The organism is Candidatus Eisenbacteria bacterium, from assembly GCA_035577985.1.
Classification (GTDB): domain Bacteria; phylum Desulfobacterota; class Binatia; order DP-6; family DP-6; genus DATJZY01.
On sequence record DATJZY010000147.1, the window covers coordinates 85,124 to 102,250 of the forward strand.

The window sequence follows — 17,127 nt, forward strand, 5'->3', positions numbered from 1 at the left end:
GCGACGCGCGCTACCGTACCACGGGGATTCGCGGGCGCGGGCATCCAGGATCGAGCTTGTCTCGGCTACGCGCAGTGTGTCAATCAGCATCATGACCTACAGCGTGCTCGAGACCGAATGCCACGGCGGCGTGTCAACGCTTTGGCTCGCGAACCCCGCAAGGCGCAACGCCATGGGCCCCGCCTTCTGGGACGAGCTGCCGCAGGCGATGGCGGCGCTCGGCGCCGACCCCGAGGTGCGGGTCATCGTGCTGGCAGCGCGCGGGGATCACTTCACCGTCGGCCTCGATCTCGCCGGCATGATGGGCACGATCGGTGCCGGCGGCGACGGCGAAGCCAGCGGCGCCGCGCAGCGCATGCGGGCGATGCACGAGATCGCACGGCTGCAGCGCTCGATCTCGGCCGTCGCCGACTGCCCGAAGCCGGTCGTGGCGGCGATCCACGGCTGGTGCATCGGCGGCGGCATCGACCTCATCACCGCCTGCGACGTCCGCATCGCGTCGGCCTGCGCGCGCTTCTCGGTGCGCGAGACGCGCATGGCGATCGTCGCCGACGTCGGGACGCTGCAGCGTCTGCCGGGCATCGTCGGGCGCGGCATCGCGGCCGAGCTGGCGCTCACGGGCGACGACCTCGACGCCGAGCGCGCCCGGGCGATCGGCCTCGTGAACACCGTGCACCCCGACCCGACGAGCGCACGAGCGGCCGCGCTCGACATGGCCGTGCGCATCGCCGCCAACTCACCGCTCGCCGTGCAGGGCACCAAGCGCGTGCTCAAGTACTGCGAAGGCAAGACCGTCGAGGACGGACTCGCCTTCGTCGCCACCTGGAACGCCGCCTTCCTCGCCAGCGACGACCTCCGCGAGGCGGTGAGCGCGTTCTTCGAGAAACGACGGCCGAGCTTCACCGGACGATGAACAGCCTCGCCCTGAAGGCGGCGTTCGCCGAGCCCGAGGGACCGCCGGCCGGCGGTGGCCTCGGGCGCATCACGCACGGCGAGCACGCGGCCTACGTGCTCGCCCCGACCACCCCGGATCCGGATCGCGCCTACCCGCTGGTCGTCGTCCTGCACGGTGCCGGCCGCCAGGACGAGATGATCGCGCGCGGCCTCAAGGACGAGCCGGACCGGCGCCACGCCGTTTTCGTCGTCCCGCGCTCGCGCGAGATGACGTGGGATCTCATCGCCGGCGGCCCGGGCGAGGACCTCGCCTTTCTCGGTCTCGTCCTCGACGCCGTCTACCGCCGCTTCCGGATCGATCCCGCGCGCCAGGCGCTCATCGGCTTCTCCGACGGCGCCAGCTACGGGCTCGGAATCGCGCTCTCCAACCCGCGCATCTTCGCGGCCGTGATGGCCTGGGCGGCGGGGTTCCTCGCGATCGACGCGCAGAACCTCCGCGCCGACGACCCGAAGCCGCGCGTCTTTCTCGAGTACGGCACGCACGACCAGCTCTTCCCGTTCGAGCACGTCGCCCTGCCGATGCGCGACACGCTCACGCGGCTCGGCTACCCGCTCGAGTTCCGCGTCGACGAGGGTGGCATCCACTGGCCGCGCGCCGGCTTCATGGGAGACGCGCTCGACTGGTTTCTCGGCGCCGCGGCGTGAGCCGTCTGGACAGGGACACCCGCGCCGTCGTAAGCCGCGACATGCCCGACGATCTCCCCCGGCTCGACGCCGTCGCCCAGGCCGAGCTCGTGCGTACGAAGAAGGCGAGTCCGCTCGAGCTGGTCGACGCGGCGATCGCGCGCGTCGAGCGGGTGAACCCGAAGCTGAACGCCGTGATCCACCCGCTGTTCGATCAGGCGCGCGCGCTCGCGCGATCGCCGGCGCTGCCCCAAGGCCCGCTGCGCGGCGTGCCGTTTCTGGCCAAGGACCTCTTCGGGCACACCGAGGGCGATCCGATGCACGGCGGGACGCGGTTCCTGCGCGACATGGACTTCCGTGCGCCGCACGATTCCTACCTCGGCGCGAAGTTCCGTCGCGCCGGCCTCGTGACGATCGGGCGCACGAACGTGCCGGAGCTGGGCATCCTGCCGACGACCGAGCCCGACGCGTACGGGCCCACACGCAACCCGTGGAACCCGGCGCACTCGACGGGCGGATCGAGCGGCGGATCGGCGGCGGCCGTGGCCGCGGGCCTCGTGCCCGCGGCGCACGCCAACGACGGCGGCGGGTCGATCCGCATTCCGGCGAGCGAGTGCGGCCTCGTCGGCTTGAAGCCGTCGCGCGGGCGCACGTCGTTCGGCCCCGACATGGGAGAAGGCGTCGGCGGGCTGGCCGTCGAGGGCGTCGTCACCCGAACGGTGCGCGACACCGCGGCGCTCATCGACGCCGTCCACGGGTACATGCCGGGCGATCCGTACACCGCGCCGGCGCCGGCGCGTCCGTATCGCGACGAGGTCGGTGCCGCGCCGGGGCGTCTTCGCGTCGGTCTCATGACCGGCTCGCCGGCGGGCGCGACGCCGGTGCACGCCGAGTGCGTCGCCGCCGCGACCCGCGCCGCGCGCCTGCTCGGCGACCTCGGCCACACGGTCGAAGACGCGCACCCCGTCGCGCTCGACGATCTCGAGGTGGCGCGCCACTTCTCGGTCATGTACGCCGTGCAGCTCGTCGGTACGCTCGGTGGCATCGAGCGCATCATCGGTCGCACGCTCACGGCGGCGGACCTCGATCCGCTCAACTGGGCGATGATCGAGCTGGGTCGTCTCATCCCGGTCGGACAGTACTTCGAGACCGAGGAGTGGATGGCGGGCTTCACGCGGCGGCTGGCAGCGTGGTGGACCGAGGGGTTCGATCTGCTGCTCACGCCGACGCTGCCGGACCCGCCCCCGCCGCTCGGCCATTTCTCGCCCGATCCCGAGAATCCCACCGTGGCAGGGCTGCGCGCGGGGGCGTTCGCCTGCTTCACGTCGCCCTTCAACATGAGCGGCCAGCCCGCGATCTCGCTGCCGCTCCACTGGACGCCGGACGGCCTGCCCGTCGGCGTGCAGCTCGTCGCCGCCTATGGGCGCGAGGACGTGCTCCTGCGCGTGGCCGCGCAGCTCGAGCAGGCGGCGCCGTGGATCGATCGGCGCCCGCCGATCCACGCCTAGGAGATCCGATGGCACGCATTCCCTACGTCGACCCCGCGACCGCCCCGCCCAAGGTGAAGGAGCTGCTCGAACGGGTCCCCGTGCAGCTCAACATCTTCAAGATGATGGCGCACGCGGAGACGAACTTCCGCCCGCTGCTGAGCCTCGGCACGAGCATCCTCACCCAGCAGCAGCTCCCGGCCAAGCTCCGCGAGCTGGCGATCCTGCGCGTGGCTCGTCTCTCGCGCGCCGAGTACGAATGGGTGCAGCACGTGCCGATCGCGAAGATGTGCGCGGTCTCCGACGAGCAGATCGCCGCCCTCGAGCGTGACGACGCCGGCGCGACGTGCTTCGACCCCGTCGATCGGATCGTCCTGCGCGCGACCGACGAGATCGTGCGCGACGGCGGGCCGTCCGATGCGACGTTCGCCGAGCTCGCGAGCCACCTCTCGCATCGCGAGATCGTCGAGCTCGTCCTCGCGGTCGGGTTCTACATGACGATGGCCCGTCTCATGATCTCGACGCGCATCGACCTCGAGCCGGCGGCCGGCCACCGCGTCCTCGGCTCGATCCGCTGAGACTGCCCCGCGCCGAGTCCGTCCCCTACGCAGGCACTGCCCAACCAAGGGGCACTGCGGGCCGCCCCGGGCGCGAGAAGGCCCGGGATTGCGACGGCCCGGGCGGGCACGGCGCGTGCTTTTGCCGGGCATGGGACCCAGCCTGCCATACGATGCCTACGGTCAGCGGCGCCTCATGGCCGCGGTGCTGGAGGACGCCGTCCAGAATCTCCTCGGCAGCCGGCGCAAGCCCGCCCGCCCCAAGTGGATCCGTCGCGATCTCGAGTGGCTCACGAGCACCGAGCGGCGCGATCCGTTCGCCTTCGAGACCATCTGTGAAACGCTCGGGATCGACCCGAGCCGGATCCGCAGGAAGATCCTTTCCACGACGCCCCCGGTGGTCGAGTCTCGGGGGTCGCTCGCGAGCCGGCGATGCTCGGCCTCGTCCTGACTGCCGGGGGCGCCCGCGGGGCCTACCAGGCGGGCGTGCTGAAGCGCATCGGGGAGATCCCCCCGCTGCGCGACGGTCCGCTGCCCTTCCGCATCGTCGCCGGCGCGTCCGCGGGGGCCATCAACGGGAGCATGCTGGCAGCGTTCTCGGGCAACTTCCGCGAGGCGACGCTGCTGCTCGGGAGCCTGTGGGCTCGGCTCACCGTCGACAACGTCTTCCGGCCCGACCTGCTCTCGTTCGCCATGAACGGCGCGCGACTCGTCCTCGACATGGCGCTCGGCGGCCTCGTCGGCGCCGGGCGCGTGCAGTCCCTACTCGACACCGCGCCGCTGCGCCCCTTCCTCGACGCCACGCTGCCGCTCGAGGGCATCGGCGATGCCATTCGTCGCGGTCACCTGTACGCGCTCGCCGTCACGGCGACGAGCTACCACTCGGGCCGCTCGTTCACGTTCATCCAGGGACGCCAGGGCCATCCGCTGTGGCTGAAGACCCGCCGCGTGACGCTGCCGGTCGAGCTGACGCTCGATCACATCTGCGCGTCGGCCGCGATCCCGATCGTGTTCCCGCCGGTGCGCGTGCGGTGCGAGGGGCGCGACCTGTGGTTCGGCGACGGCGGCCTGCGGCTCGTGAATCCATTCAGCCCGGCGATCCGCCTCGGCTCGACCCGCGTGCTCGCCGTCGGCGTGCGCTCGCAGGGCGCGGCCGCGGCCCTTTCGCGCGCCGAGCAGCTCTCGGGCGTCGACGACGAGCCGGCGCCGCTGCGGCCGCCGCTGGCGCAGATCTGCGGCGTGTTCATGAACGCGATCTTCCTCGACCATCTGGACGCCGACCTGGACCACTTGAAGCGCATGAACGAGCTGCTGGAGGCGTACGACGACGGCCTGACGCCACCGATCGGTTCCGGCATGCAGGAGCCCATGCGACGCGTCCAGCCGTTCGTCGTGAGCCCGTCGCAGGATCTCGCCATCGTGGCGAAGAGCCTCAGCCACCGCATGCCGCGCGTCGTCCGCTACGTCCTGGAAGGGCTCGGGACGCCGGACGCGGAGAGCGCGGATCTGATGAGCTATCTCCTGTTCGATGCGGCCTACACGCGGGCCCTCATCGACATCGGCTACCAGGACGCCTCGGCGCGCATCGACGAGATCGAGGCCTTCGTGCGGGCGGACGAGGGCGTGGCCGACGCGAGCCCGCTGCGCGCCACCATGTAGCCGACCCGAGACTTCGTCTCGGGTCGCGGGGTGAGCGTGGGACGTGGGTGGCACGCGCGACCGGGACGCCGCGGCCGGCGAAGCCGGCGCGGTAGGCGAGGGACGCGCGCAGGAGGTCCTTTTCCCGCTCAGCGTCGAGCGAACCGGCCGGGCTCGACCTCGCGCACACGGCCGGCGCCGGCGAGGCGCGTCACGTGCTGCGCCATGCTGCGGCGCTCGACCGGCTCGGCGAAGCTGACGTCGTCGTCCGGGCGATAGACGAAGCGGTGCGCCGCGATCTCGGCGAGGGTGCGCGGCGCGGCGAGAAAGTCGAGCAGGCGGCGCTCGCGATCGCCGATGACGGCGGCATAACGCTCCAGCATCTCGAGGAACGCGGCGCGGCCCTCGACGACGCCCTTGTGATGGAAGGTCGCGTACCAGCGCGCCTCGAGCCCGCGGGCCATCGCGAGCGTGCGCTCGAAGTCCTCGAGCGACGACCAGGCGTCGCCGTAGTAGGGCCCGAAGCTCGAGAGGTCGACGTCGCCGAGGTAGAGCACGTCGTCGGGCTCGACGTGGAAGAACGAGTGGCCGCGCGTGTGGCCGGGCGCGTGGATGGCGCGGACGCGCACGCCGCCGCCGAGATCGAACACGGTCCCGTCGCGCAACGGCGTCGGATCGGGCCGCGGCGTGAAGTGGAACTGCTCGACGACGACCTTCGCCCAGGCGGCATCGATGTCGCCCTCGAAGCCGTAGATCTGCCTGATGCCGTCGAGCGAGCGGATGCCGGGAAGGTCCTCTTCGTGGAGGTGCCACGGGACGTCCGGGAAGCGGCCGTTCCCCGCCACGTGGTCCTCGTGGCAGTGGCTGTTGACGACGCGATCGACGCGCGGCAGGCCGAATCGGCCGTCGGCCACGGCGAGCGACGGGTCGACGACCAGCGTCTCCTCGCCGCCCTCGACGAGGAGCGAGTTCCCCTGCGGATACTTGCCCTGGTTCTCGCCGACGAGGACGGTCGTGCGCCCGAGCTTCACCCGGTGATCTCCTCCGGCACGGCAGCCCACTCGTCGGGGTCGTGTCCGTAGACCAGCCGCGCGCCCGCGTCGCGCAGGGCGTGCAGGCGGCGGAGCGAGGCCAGCATCGCGTCCCGATCGTGGACGACCATCGGGAGATGCTCGGTCTCGAGCGTGCGTCGCAGGTAGCAGGCGTCGGACGTCAGCACGACGTCACCGCCGTCCAGACGCACGCGCAGCGACTGGTGGCCGGGCGTGTGCCCGTGCGTCGGCAGGCACACGACCCGCCCGTCGCCGAAGAGATCGTGCTCGCCGTCGAGCAGCTGCAGGTCGTGTCCGTGGTCGAAGTCCCGGCGCGCGAAGCTCAGCTGCGCCGCGCGATCGTCGTCGGCGCCCGCCTCCCACTCGCGCCGCTGCACCACGAGGCGGGCGTTCGGCAACGTGGCGAGGCCGCCCGCATGATCGAAGTGGAGGTGGGACAGGACGACGTGCGTCACGCGCGCCGGATCGACGCCGCGTGCGGCGACTCGGGCGGCGACCTCCTCGCCCGCCACGTACTCGGGCGTGAACAGGTCGGCGAGGGTTCCCAGGCGCGCGTGCGGATCGCGCTGCACCTCGGGATGCATCCCGGTGTCGAACAGAACCTGGCCCCGCGGGTGGTCGACGAGGAACGCGGGCACCGGCACGCGGAGCTTCCCGCGCACGCCGTCGAGGAAGAGACCGGCCGGGCCGGTGAGCCACCCGCACGTGAACGCGAAGAGGCGCATCGGGGACGTGGTAGCGGAGACGCGCGCGCAGGTCACCTGCCGCCCCTGCGCCCAGTCTCGCGACCGTTCTACGGCGCGAGACGCTCAGAGCGAGCCGAGCAACGCGAGGACGGCCGCGCGGTCGGCCGACCCGAGCGCGGCGAAGGCGTCGCGGACCGCCTGCGCCTCGCCGCCGTGGGCGAGGATCGCGTCCTCGAGTGTCGCGAAATCGGGCCTCGACGATGTCCAACGGTTATGTCACCCACGTCGGTGTCGATGCGCGTCGCACGTGCGAGGTCACGTCTGCTCGTGGCGTTCTGGTTCACCGTGGCGCTCGCGCCGGCGGAAGCGAGCGAGACCCTGCGCGCGCAGGCGGCCCATGGCATCCAATGGGCGGGCCTCACGTGGATCGTGCGCGAGGGTGGCGGCTCGCCGGGTCCCAACCACTGGAACGCGGGCAACGTCGCCGTCGACGGGAACGGCTTCCTGCACCTGCGCATCGCACGCGACGGCCGCCGCTGGACGTGCGCCGAGGTCGAGTCGACGGAGCGTCTCGGGTTCGGAACGTACACGTGGGTGGTCGACGGGCTCGTCGCCGCGCTCGATCGCAAGGTCGTGCTCGGCCTGTTCGTCTATCCGACGCCGGACGTCGGCCCCGATCGTACGAACGAGGTCGACATCGAGTACGCGCGCTGGGGCAACGCGGCGAGCCGCCCGGGAAACTTCACCGTGTGGCCGGCACGAAGCGGGCTCGGGCCGAGCTTGCGCACCTTCCGCTTCTCACCCTCCGGCCGGATCACGACCTCGTCGTTCGTGCGCGCGCCGGATCGGGTGACGTTCCTCGCCACGGACGAGCGGAACACGACCCTCGGGAGCTGGGTGTTCGCCCCGGCCCGGCCGACCCGGCGGGTCGGGCAGGCCCCCATGCCCGTGCACATGAACCTGTGGCTCTTCCACGGCGACCCGCCGGCCGACCGCCAGCCGGTGGAGATCGTGATCCGGTCGTTCTCGTTCACGCCGGCCGAATCGCCCGATCCCATGCGATTGCGCTAGTTGGACGCGCTCCGGGACGCGATCCACTGGACGTCCCATGCTCACCCGCGCTACGGCGGTTGCATGCAGCGCGAAGTCACGACCGACGTCGCGATCGTCGGCGCGGACCTGGCCGGGCTCGTGGCCGGAGCCATCCTCACCCGGCACGGGAAGCGGGTCGTCATCCTCGAGCATGCCGACACGGTCGGCGGACGCTCGGGCGCCGTGCAGACCCCGGAGGGCTACTGGATCGACTTCGGACATCGGGACGCGCACGGCGTCGGCGACTGCCAGTTTCCGTGGCACCACGGTGCCGAGGCGGCGCGCGAGGCCGGCGTCGAGATCGGGAGCCGTCCGATCACCCGCGTGCTCCGCGTCCACCGCCTCCCCGACGGGCCGGTCCTCGACGGCGGCGACTGGTCGGCGGGCGGCTTCCTCGGCGTCGCGCGCGAGTTCTTCGAGTGTCCGGAAGACGGCCTCACCGAGCTGCGCGACATCTTCGCTCGTCTCGCGTCTGCGACACCGGCCGAGGTTCGCGCCGCGCTGCCGGTCCCGCTCGGATCGTGGGTCGACGCGAACGTCCGGCATCCCGGCGTACGTCAGGCACTCCTCCTGATGGCGGCGGTCATCTTCCATCCGCGACCGGCCGAGGCGTCGGCCGGGCGGCTCATGCTCTTCTTCCAGAATCCGAAGGGCCTTCCGCACATCGCCGACGACGCCGAGGCGGGCGGCATGCAGGGGCTGATGGAGCCGTGGGCGCGCGCCATCCGCGAGCGCGGCGGCGAGATCGCGCTCGCATGGAAGCCGATCGAGATCGTGGTCGACGACGGGCGCGTGCGCGGCGCGGTCGCCGTCGACCGCGCGAACCTGGTACGCGAGGTGCACGCGCCCGCCGTCATCAGCACGTATCCCGTGTGGGAGAATTTCGAGCTGATCGACGTGCGCCGGTTTCCCGCAGACTTCGTCGCCGCTGCCGAGGAGCTGAAGCGGTTTCGCGCCGACCTGGTCGGCTGGCACGCCGGCCTGCGGCGCCTTCCGACCGTCCGCGCGACCGGCAAGCCCGACGACCATCCGGGCTGGAACCGCCTCCTCACGGGGCGCAAGGGCGAGCGCCGGTACGCCGGCGGCTATCACATCCCGTCGCTCACGAGCCGCCGCGCCGCGCCGGCCGGAAAGCATCTCCTGTCGTGGGTGATGGCGCGCTTCTTCGACGGCGGCAGCACCGCGGGACCGTCCTGGACGGCCGCGCGCGCGCATCTCGACATGGCGATCGACTACCTGCGGCGCTACTACGCGGACCTCGACGACTGCATCGAGTGGAGCGCGTACCACCACGTCGAGGCGCCGCAGTCGATGAGCTGGTCGTGGGCGCCGGTCGAGCGGCATGCCCTCACCGTCGCGGGGATCGACGGGCTCCTGCTCGCCGCCGCGACGCTCGAGGCGCCGGCGGGGATCGTCGACATCAGCGCGTACGCCGGGCGGGCGGCGGCGCACGCGGTGCTCGGTCGCTGAGGGCTCGGCGGCCCGATCGACGACCTCGACCTCACCCGCTAGACTCCCGCCATGCGCTGGGTGGTGGTGTGGATGGTGCTGCTCGTGACGGCGCTCGCGTCCCGCGCGCCGGCCGCGGACTGCAACGGCAACGGCATTGACGACGCGTTCGAGGTCTCGCCGCTCGCGTACGACCTCGTGCCGATCGCGTCGGGGCTCGCGAGCCCCGGGGGGATCGTGGCCGCCGACCTCGATCTCGACGGTGACCTCGACCTCGCGGTCGCCGAGAACGGGCTCGATCGGGTGTCCGTGATGCTGAACGACGGCACCGGCACCTTCTCGGCACCCACGACCTACGCCACCGGGGACGGTCCGTTCGCGATCGTGGCCGCGCGCGTGGGCGGCCTCCTCGCGATCGGCAGCGACCTCGACCTGTTCGTCGCGAACTTCGCCGACGACACCATCACGTGGCTTCACAACGACGGCGACGGCACGTACGACGGCACCGCCGCGACGACGCTGTCCGCCGGCGACGGCCCGGCCGATCTCATCGTCGCCGACCTCACCGGCGACGACTCGTCGGAGATGCTGGTGGCGAACCGCAACGCCAGCACCCTCACGGTGCGCATCGGGGACGGCGCGGGCGGATTCGGCGGCCCGGCGAGCAGCGCCACTGCCGGCGGACCGCAGTCGATGATCCTCACCGACGTCAACGGCAACGGCACGCTCGATCTCTTGATCGCGAGCCGCGCCGCGGGTCAGCTCACCTACCGCCCCTACGAGGTACTTCCCGAGGTGGTCGTCGCCACCGTCACCGATCCGGTCTCGGTCGCGGCCGGCGACCTCGACGGCGACGGCGACGTCGACGCCGCGGTCGCGAGCTTCACCGGCGACCAGGTCATCATTCTGCGCAACGACGGCACGTTTCCATGGGCGGCGCCCATCGCGATCCCGGTGCCGCGACCGACGAGCGTCCTCCTGACCGACCTCGACGGCGACGGCTACCGCGACGTGGCGGCGACGAGCGCGACCACGGACGTCGTCGTGGTGGCGCGCAATCACGGTGACGGCACCTTCGAGGCGCCGATCCCGATCGCCGTCGGCGACGGGCCGATCGAGATCGCCGCCGCCGACCTCGACGGCGATCTGCGACGGGACCTGGTCGTGACGAACGTGACGGGGGGCACCGTGAGCGCGCTGCGGCTGCGCGCGGCACCGGCCGTGGCCGACTGCGATGGCGACGGCGTGCCCGACGCCTGCCAGCTCCCGGGCCACGACTGCAACGCCAACACCATCCCGGACGCGTGCGACATCGTGCGGCCGCGGACCTTCGCGGCGCCGGTCACGACCACGTTCACCAGCGCCCAGGATCGCGTCGCCATGGGCGACGTGGACGGCGACGGCCGCGTCGACGTCGTGCGCGCGATCGGTGGGACCACGAACCAGCTCGAGGTGAGTCTCGGCGCCGCCGACGGGACGTTCACCCCCGGGGCGACCTTCCCCGTCCCCGACGGGCCCATGGGAACGGTCGTGACCGATCTCGACGGCGACGGCGACGCCGACATCGCCGTCAACACGGTCGCCGGAACGACCATCCTGCGGCTCGCGGCGAACGGCACCGCGGCCAATACGACGTCGGTGGTCGTGGGCGATGGGCCAAACGGGCTTCTCGCCGTCGACCTCGATGGTGACGGCGACCGGGATCTCGTGTCGGCCAACGAGACCACGCCGTCGCTCGGGGTGGCGCGCAACGCGGGCGGCACGTTCACCGCCGACGCGCCGCTGCCGCTCGCCCACCAGGCGCCGATGCTCATGGTGGCGGGCGACGTCGATCACGACGGCGATGCGGACGTGGTGGGTCTCAACCTCGCCACCATGACGATCGAGACCCATCTCTACCGCAACACGGGCGGCGTGCTGGCCGATGCAGGTGTGATCGCCGATCCTCCGGCCGGAGCGGTCCGCTTCGGGATCGCCCTCGCCGATCTCGATCACGACGGCGACGCGGACCTCGTCACCCTCGACGTCTCTCTCGTCGGCGGCGACGGGCAAATCCACGTCTATCGCAGCGATCCCGGCGACGTGTTCACGCTCACCCGGACGCTGCCCGCCCCGACCGTGCTCGCCGGGGTCCCGTCCGCGCCCCTGGTGGTGGCGTTCTTCCTCCGCGACGGCCGCGCGTTCGTCGTGGCGCACGATTTCGACGGCGACGGCAATCCCGACGTGGCGTCGGTCGACCTCGACCAGGGCGGCCTCCGGGTCTTCTTCGGCGACGGCGCCGGCGGCTTCGGCCCGGGCAAGCGCCTCGTCGGCAGCCTCGCGCAGCCGGCGATCCTCACCGGCGACTTCAATTCGGACGGGGCCCCGGATCTCGTGCTCGCGACCGGCCGGCGCGCCCTCGGCGTCTACGTCGGGAACGCGCGCATCCCGGCGCCGGATTGCACCGGTGACGGCGTCCCCGACGTCTGCGCCGCCACCTTCAGCGACTGCAACGGGAACGGTCTCCCCGACACGTGCGAGCTCGCGTCGGTCGACGCCGACGCCGACGGCATCCCCGACTGCGTCGAGCGCGACGCCGCCTGCGGGAACTGTCGCGACGACGACGGCAACGGCGCGCTCGATCTTGCCGACGCCTCGTGCCCGAGCACGCCGTTCACGACCCTGCGGGCGACCGCCAGCCCCGCCCGGGGCCGCAAGCCCGGGCGCGTGGCCGTCGCCGCCATCGTCGCGGGAGCCCTGCCCGACCTCGCGGCGGCGCCGCCGATGGTGACGCTCACGCTCGGGGACGCGACGGTCTACTGCGACCGGCCGGCGATGCGGAAGCGGCGCAGCACCTATCGCCTCACGGCGCCCGACGGGGTGCTGCGCACGCTCGTCGTCGGTGTGAATGCGCGCAAGGGGAAGTCGAAGGTGCGCGCCCTGCTGTCGGGCGGCGCCGTCGCGCCGGCGGCCGGAGGCGCGTTCGGAGTCTCGCTCGCGACCGACGCGCAGGCCCTCCACACCGATGGGACGCTGCGGGCTCGCGGCCGGAAGCTCGTCGGACCCTGACGTCAAAGGAAGAGCTTGGGAAGGGGAGCGGGTTTTGGGCCCGCCGCGTCGGGCAGTTCTTGTCCTGTCCGCTGCTGCGTTTCGGGGAGCCGGGTGGGCTCCTTGATCGCTTCCCCCTTCCTAAACCCTCCCTTCGAGCCTCCCTTCCTTGACGAGCGCGCCGAGGTCCGCGACGCCACCGCCGCCGGCCGGGAAGAGGCGCCGGAAGGTCCTCCGCCTGACCTTCTGCGTGCGAATGGGGCAGTTGCATCCCGGATGGGCACGGTGGGCGTCGGCGAGCGCGTGGGTCAGGTACGCGAAGCGGGTGTGATGGCGCTTGCAGGCCTTGCAGCTCGACGTGCCGCGAACCGAGATCCGGTAGACGACGAAACCGCTCGCCTTGGGCTTGGGCCCGGCCATCGCGGCGCTCGGGGCGGCGAGCACGGCCGTCGCGAGGGCGCCGGCCACGCCGGCGAGGCGGAGCAGGCTGCGACGCGTGGGTTCGAGTTCGGCGCTCATGTCGAAGCCTCTACGCGCGACCCGCGGCGCCGGATGCGGGAGGCCCGCACCGTGGCGTGACGCCGCGACGCCCGAGCACCTGCGACCTCGGAAATCGACCGCCGCCTGGCCCGTTTCGCTTGTAAGCTTCGCGTCCAGTTGCGAGAACACCGAAATGGGATGGGCTCGCTGGCTGCTGGTCGCGATGCTCGCCTTCGGGCGTCCGGCACCGGCGACGGTCCTGCCGACCGGCTTCGTCGAGACGGTGCTCACCGATCAGCTCGCGAGCGCCACCGCCGCCGCCATCGCTCCCGACGGCCGCATCTTCGTCGCCGAGCAGAACGGCACGGTGCGGGTGATCAAGGGCGGTGTGCTGCTCGACGCGCCGTTCGCCCAGGTTCCGGCCGACGACTTCGGCGAGCGCGGGCTCCTCGGCATCACGCTGCACCCGGACTTTCCGACCACGCCCTACGTGTACCTCTACTATTCGGCACTCGGGATCGAGGCGAACCGTCTCTCCCGCTTCACCGCCGACGGCGACGTCGCGGCCGGCAGCGAGGAGGTGCTGTTCGAGCAGCCTTCGTTCAACCTGGCCGACATCCACATGGGCGGCGCCCTGCACTTCGGACCCGATCGCATGCTCTACGTCGCGGTCGGCGATCAGACACGCTCGGTCGAGGCGCAATGGACGACCAGTGTCGTCGGCAAGATCCTGCGCGTGGACGAGAACGGCGCGATCCCGAGCGACAATCCCTTCTATGCAACCTCGACCGGTCTCGCGCGCGCCATCTGGGCGCTCGGCCTCCGCAACCCGTTCACGTTCGCCTTCCATCCGACGAGCGGCCGGCTCCTCATCGACGACGTCGGGCAGGCGTCGTGGGAAGAGATCGACGAGGGAATGGTCGGCGCCAACTACGGCTGGCCGGAGACCGAGGGTGCGACGGACGATCCGCGCTTCGTGACGCCCCTCTACAGCTACTCGCACCTGACGCCGTTCAACCTGGGAGGCGGCTGCGCCATCTCGGGCGGCACCTTCTACGCGCCGCCCGTCGCGACGTTTCCGACGGACTGGGTCGGCGGCTACTTCTTCGCCGACTTCTGCGCCAAGTGGATCCGCTGGTTCGATCCCGCCGTGACGCCCGCGTCGCCCACCTTCTTCGCGACCGCGCTCACCGGACGGCCCGCGGACCTCGACGTCGGACCCGACGGAAGCCTCTACGTGCTCGGACGCCTGGGCGACCCGCCGCGCGAGGACGACACGGCGATGGTCTCGCGCATCACCTATACCGGCACGCGCGCGCCGCAGATCACCGTCCAGCCCGCCTCCCAGACGATCTTCGTCGGCGATCCCGTCACCTTCGACGTCGGGGCGACCGACGCCGACAACTTCCAGTGGCAGCGCGATGGCGCGGACATCCCGGGCGAGACCGGGACGAGCTACACGATCCCCGCCGTCGCCCCCGAGGACGACGGCGCCGTCTTCCGCGCGATTGCGACCAACGGCTACGGCAGCACGTCGTCGGACGGCGCGTTTCTGACGGTGACGTCCGACCAGGCTCCGACCGCGACGATCGACGTCCAGGCGCCACGCGCGCTCTACGAGGCGGGCGACCACATCACGTTCTCGGGAACCGCGAGCGATCCGGAGGACGGCCCGCTCCCGCCCGAGGCGTTCACGTGGACGGTCAACTTCCACCACGACACGCACTTCCATCCGTTCCTCCCCGCCACGAGCGGCGTCACGGGCGGCGACTTCACGATTCCCCCCAGCGGCGAGACGTCGCCCAACGTCTGGTTCCGCATCATCCTCAAGGTCGTGGACTCGGGTGGGCGCTCGTTCACCACCAGCGCCGAGATCCATCCGGAGATCGGGACGCTCACGCTCACGACCGATCCGTCCGGTCTGCGCGTCGACCTCGACGGCCAGCCGCACACGTCGCCGTTCGTGGTCGACGGCGTCGTCGGGCTGCAGCGGACCGTCGGCACGGTGCAGGTGCAGAATCCCGCCGGAGTCGCCTACAACTTCACCGGCTGGTCCGACGGCCAGAGCCGCCAGCACCAGATCGTCTTCCCCCCCGGCGACACGACCCTCACGGCCAACTTCGTGCCGCTCCCGACCACTACGACCTCGACCAGCACGTCGACGTCGACCAGCACCTCGACCACGACGTCGTCCTCGAGCACGACCAGCAGTCCCGAGACGACCACGACCGGCCCCGTCGCGACCACCGCGACGACCACCACCGAACCTGCGACCACGAGCACGATCGTGACCACCTCGACCACCGAGCCACCGAGCAGCACGAGCAGCTCGACGAGCAGCAGCTCGAGCTCGACCACTTCGAGCAGCAGCACCTCGACGAGCACCAGCAGCTCGACGACCAGCAGCAGCTCCACGTCCACCAGCTCCAGCAGCTCGACCACGAGCAGCACGTCCACGACGACCACCAGCAGCACATCGAGCAGCACGAGCACCAGCACCACGACCGCGCCGACACCGACCACCCAGCCACCGCCGTCCTGCGAGGAGCCGTGCGACGACGGCGATCCGTGCACGGCGAGCGCGTGCGTCGACGGCGTCTGCACGCACGTGCCGCTCGAGGGCATCGCCGCCGCGGCCTGCGTCTGCGACCGTCGCCCGCCGGCGGCGTGTGGCGACAGCCCGCTCGCCGGGGGCGTCCGCAAGCGGCTCGGGCGCGCGTGCCGTGCGCTCGTGCGTGCGGAGACCGTGACGGCGCCCGAGGTACGTCGGGGCCTGCTCCGGCTCGCGCTCCAGCGGTGGCGCGATGCGGCCCGGCAGGTCCGCTACTCGGGCAGCACGGGTCGGATCGCTCCGGCGTGCGTGCGGGCCCTCGAGGCCCAGCTCGGCGAAGCGCGCTCCAGGGCCAAGTCGGCCCGCCGCGAGCTCGCGGCTCCGTAGACCGATTGACAGTTCGGGCCACGGGCGCGTACTGCGTCCCATGGGAGGTCGCGCATGAATCGCGGAGTGCTCGCCGAGACGCTCGCGCTCATGGTCGCGCTCGCATCGACCGCGTCCGCCGCCGGGACACGACTTCTCGTCATCGATCGGCCCGCGAAGGGCTCGGCCCGACTCTCCTACACGTCGAACGATGCGGCGGCGGGGCTGTCCAAGGGGTCCGGCATGGACCTGAGCACGATCGCCGCCGAGCTGCTGGTGCGCAACGAGAACGGAACCGCGACGTACGCCGTTCCGGCCGGAGGCTATGCCGACGGTGCCGGCTGGGTCGCGAACGACGCGACGCACGCGTCGTACGTGAACCGCCTGGCGCCGGCGAGGCCGACGGGCCTGTGGCGCAGCGTCCTGGCGGAGGGCCGCCGGCTGAAGCTCGTCGCGCGAAGCCTCGGCGATCTCTCTCCGCTCGTCATGGGCGGGGTGCCGTCGGGCGACGTGGAGGTGGCCTACGTGGTCACGAACGACGGCGTTCCATCCACCCACTGCACGCGCTTCGCGCCCGGGGATTGCACCTGGACGCCGGTCGACGGCGGCACGGGCGGCAAGCTGCGCTGCCGCGACGGCGTCGCCGACCCCGCGTGCGGCGCCATCCCGACCACGACGACGACCACGACCCTGCCGCCCTCCACGTGCGGCAACGGGATCCGCGAGCCGGGAGAGCAGTGCGACGGCGGTCCCGCCTGCTCCCCGTTCTGTACCGTGATGCTGGCGTCGTGTTGTGCGGGCACCGACACCTGCGTCGCCGCGCCCTTCTTCACGCTGCAGTACTACGTCTACCAGTGGTGCCTCACGTATCTGCCGGGCAGCAGCCCGGTCGCGGGCCAGGCGTGTCGGAGCGACGGCACATGCGGGGACATCGGGATCGACCAGGTGCCGCTCTGCTGCCAGCAGACCGCCACGACCTGCTACGAAGGCGTCGGCTCGTCGATCACCGGGCTCTGGTACTTCCAGTCCTACTGCCTGGGTGGCGTCGGGCTCGGCAACGGACCGTACATGGCCGTCAATGCCGCCTGTGGCGGCGACGGCGTCTGCGTGTCGCAGTAGCGCCGCTGCTCACGCCGATCGCCGCGCAGACGCCATGCGTGCGAG

At 71.9% G+C, this 17,127-nt stretch carries 14 protein-coding genes and 1 pseudogene; 11 read left to right on the forward strand and 4 right to left on the reverse strand.

Going from position 1 to position 17,127, the window contains the following annotated elements; translation table 11 throughout:
* The first annotated feature begins 91 nt into the window (after positions 1-91).
* The 6 genes from VMS22_21515 (at position 92) to VMS22_21540 (ending at position 5,281) form a co-directional block, all read left to right on the forward strand.
* Complete coding sequence (locus tag VMS22_21515; protein ID HXJ36624.1) at positions 92-913, forward strand: crotonase/enoyl-CoA hydratase family protein; 822 nt, start codon at positions 92-94, stop codon at positions 911-913.
* Positions 910-1,599 carry an alpha/beta hydrolase-fold protein gene (locus tag VMS22_21520; protein ID HXJ36625.1) on the forward strand — a complete coding sequence of 230 codons (690 nt, stop codon included), beginning with the start codon at positions 910-912 and terminating at the stop codon, positions 1,597-1,599. The genes VMS22_21515 and VMS22_21520 overlap by 4 nt, the downstream gene beginning before the upstream one ends.
* A 41-nt stretch (positions 1,600-1,640) precedes the next feature.
* Positions 1,641-3,086: an amidase gene (locus tag VMS22_21525; GenBank protein ID HXJ36626.1), complete on the forward strand. Its 1,446-nt coding sequence runs from the start codon at positions 1,641-1,643 to the stop codon at positions 3,084-3,086.
* 8 nt (positions 3,087-3,094) lie between these two features.
* Positions 3,095-3,643 (forward strand): carboxymuconolactone decarboxylase family protein, encoded by a 549-nt coding sequence (locus VMS22_21530; GenBank protein ID HXJ36627.1) that lies wholly within the window; start codon positions 3,095-3,097, stop codon positions 3,641-3,643.
* A gap of 130 nt (positions 3,644-3,773) precedes the next feature.
* Positions 3,774-4,073, forward strand: a complete 300-nt coding sequence (locus tag VMS22_21535) for a hypothetical protein (GenBank protein HXJ36628.1) — start codon at positions 3,774-3,776, stop codon at positions 4,071-4,073.
* Complete coding sequence (locus tag VMS22_21540; GenBank protein HXJ36629.1) at positions 4,055-5,281, forward strand: patatin-like phospholipase family protein; 1,227 nt, start codon at positions 4,055-4,057, stop codon at positions 5,279-5,281. Before VMS22_21535 ends, VMS22_21540 begins: the two co-directional genes overlap by 19 nt.
* Positions 5,282-5,409: 128 nt before the next feature.
* Here the strand turns inward: VMS22_21540 and VMS22_21545 are convergent, their stop codons facing one another.
* The 3 genes and pseudogenes from VMS22_21545 to VMS22_21555 all read right to left on the reverse strand — a co-directional run bounded on the left by VMS22_21545 (position 5,410) and on the right by VMS22_21555 (position 7,229).
* Entirely contained in the window at positions 5,410-6,291 is an 882-nt protein-coding gene (locus VMS22_21545; GenBank protein HXJ36630.1) for an MBL fold metallo-hydrolase, read from the reverse strand.
* Complete coding sequence (locus tag VMS22_21550) at positions 6,288-7,037, reverse strand: N-acyl homoserine lactonase family protein (GenBank protein HXJ36631.1); 750 nt, start codon at positions 7,035-7,037, stop codon at positions 6,288-6,290. The genes VMS22_21545 and VMS22_21550 overlap by 4 nt, the downstream gene beginning before the upstream one ends.
* 84 nt (positions 7,038-7,121) lie before the next feature.
* Positions 7,122-7,229 (reverse strand): annotated as a pseudogene (locus VMS22_21555) (di-heme oxidoredictase family protein).
* A 63-nt stretch (positions 7,230-7,292) separates the two neighbouring features.
* Between VMS22_21555 and VMS22_21560 the strand changes: the two are divergent.
* The 3 genes from VMS22_21560 (at position 7,293) to VMS22_21570 (ending at position 12,587) form a co-directional block, all read left to right on the forward strand.
* The gene (locus tag VMS22_21560) at positions 7,293-8,069 is read left to right on the forward strand and encodes a glycoside hydrolase family 16 protein (protein ID HXJ36632.1); all 777 of its coding nucleotides are present in this window, start codon (positions 7,293-7,295) and stop codon (positions 8,067-8,069) included.
* A gap of 63 nt (positions 8,070-8,132) precedes the next feature.
* Complete coding sequence (locus VMS22_21565; GenBank protein HXJ36633.1) at positions 8,133-9,560, forward strand: NAD(P)-binding protein; 1,428 nt, start codon at positions 8,133-8,135, stop codon at positions 9,558-9,560.
* A 51-nt stretch (positions 9,561-9,611) separates the two neighbouring features.
* Entirely contained in the window at positions 9,612-12,587 is a 2,976-nt protein-coding gene (locus VMS22_21570; protein HXJ36634.1) for a VCBS repeat-containing protein, read from the forward strand.
* A gap of 120 nt (positions 12,588-12,707) precedes the next feature.
* On the opposite strand, the gene VMS22_21575 is transcribed toward VMS22_21570, so the two are convergent.
* Positions 12,708-13,085, reverse strand: coding sequence for a hypothetical protein (locus tag VMS22_21575; protein HXJ36635.1), 378 nt, complete (start codon positions 13,083-13,085; stop codon positions 12,708-12,710).
* 154 nt (positions 13,086-13,239) lie between these two features.
* Between VMS22_21575 and VMS22_21580 the strand changes: the two genes are divergently transcribed.
* On the forward strand, positions 13,240-15,984 hold the full coding sequence (locus VMS22_21580; GenBank protein HXJ36636.1) for a PQQ-dependent sugar dehydrogenase: 2,745 nt from the start codon (positions 13,240-13,242) through the stop codon (positions 15,982-15,984).
* Between the two features lie 54 nt (positions 15,985-16,038).
* The gene (locus VMS22_21585) at positions 16,039-17,082 is read left to right on the forward strand and encodes a hypothetical protein (GenBank protein HXJ36637.1); all 1,044 of its coding nucleotides are present in this window, start codon (positions 16,039-16,041) and stop codon (positions 17,080-17,082) included.
* Positions 17,083-17,127 lie beyond the last annotated feature (45 nt).

Coding starts and splice junctions, on each gene's coding strand:
- VMS22_21515 (HXJ36624.1), top strand. CDS start 92: ATGACCTACAGCGTGCTCGAGACCGAATGCCACGGCGGCGTGTCAACG.
- VMS22_21520 (HXJ36625.1), top strand. CDS start 910: ATGAACAGCCTCGCCCTGAAGGCGGCGTTCGCCGAGCCCGAGGGACCG.
- VMS22_21525 (HXJ36626.1), top strand. CDS start 1,641: ATGCCCGACGATCTCCCCCGGCTCGACGCCGTCGCCCAGGCCGAGCTC.
- VMS22_21530 (HXJ36627.1), top strand. CDS start 3,095: ATGGCACGCATTCCCTACGTCGACCCCGCGACCGCCCCGCCCAAGGTG.
- VMS22_21535 (HXJ36628.1), top strand. CDS start 3,774: ATGGGACCCAGCCTGCCATACGATGCCTACGGTCAGCGGCGCCTCATG.
- VMS22_21540 (HXJ36629.1), top strand. CDS start 4,055: ATGCTCGGCCTCGTCCTGACTGCCGGGGGCGCCCGCGGGGCCTACCAG.
- VMS22_21550 (HXJ36631.1), bottom strand. CDS start 7,037: ATGCGCCTCTTCGCGTTCACGTGCGGGTGGCTCACCGGCCCGGCCGGT.
- VMS22_21560 (HXJ36632.1), top strand. CDS start 7,293: ATGCGCGTCGCACGTGCGAGGTCACGTCTGCTCGTGGCGTTCTGGTTC.
- VMS22_21565 (HXJ36633.1), top strand. CDS start 8,133: ATGCAGCGCGAAGTCACGACCGACGTCGCGATCGTCGGCGCGGACCTG.
- VMS22_21570 (HXJ36634.1), top strand. CDS start 9,612: ATGCGCTGGGTGGTGGTGTGGATGGTGCTGCTCGTGACGGCGCTCGCG.
- VMS22_21575 (HXJ36635.1), bottom strand. CDS start 13,085: ATGAGCGCCGAACTCGAACCCACGCGTCGCAGCCTGCTCCGCCTCGCC.
- VMS22_21580 (HXJ36636.1), top strand. CDS start 13,240: ATGGGATGGGCTCGCTGGCTGCTGGTCGCGATGCTCGCCTTCGGGCGT.
- VMS22_21585 (HXJ36637.1), top strand. CDS start 16,039: ATGAATCGCGGAGTGCTCGCCGAGACGCTCGCGCTCATGGTCGCGCTC.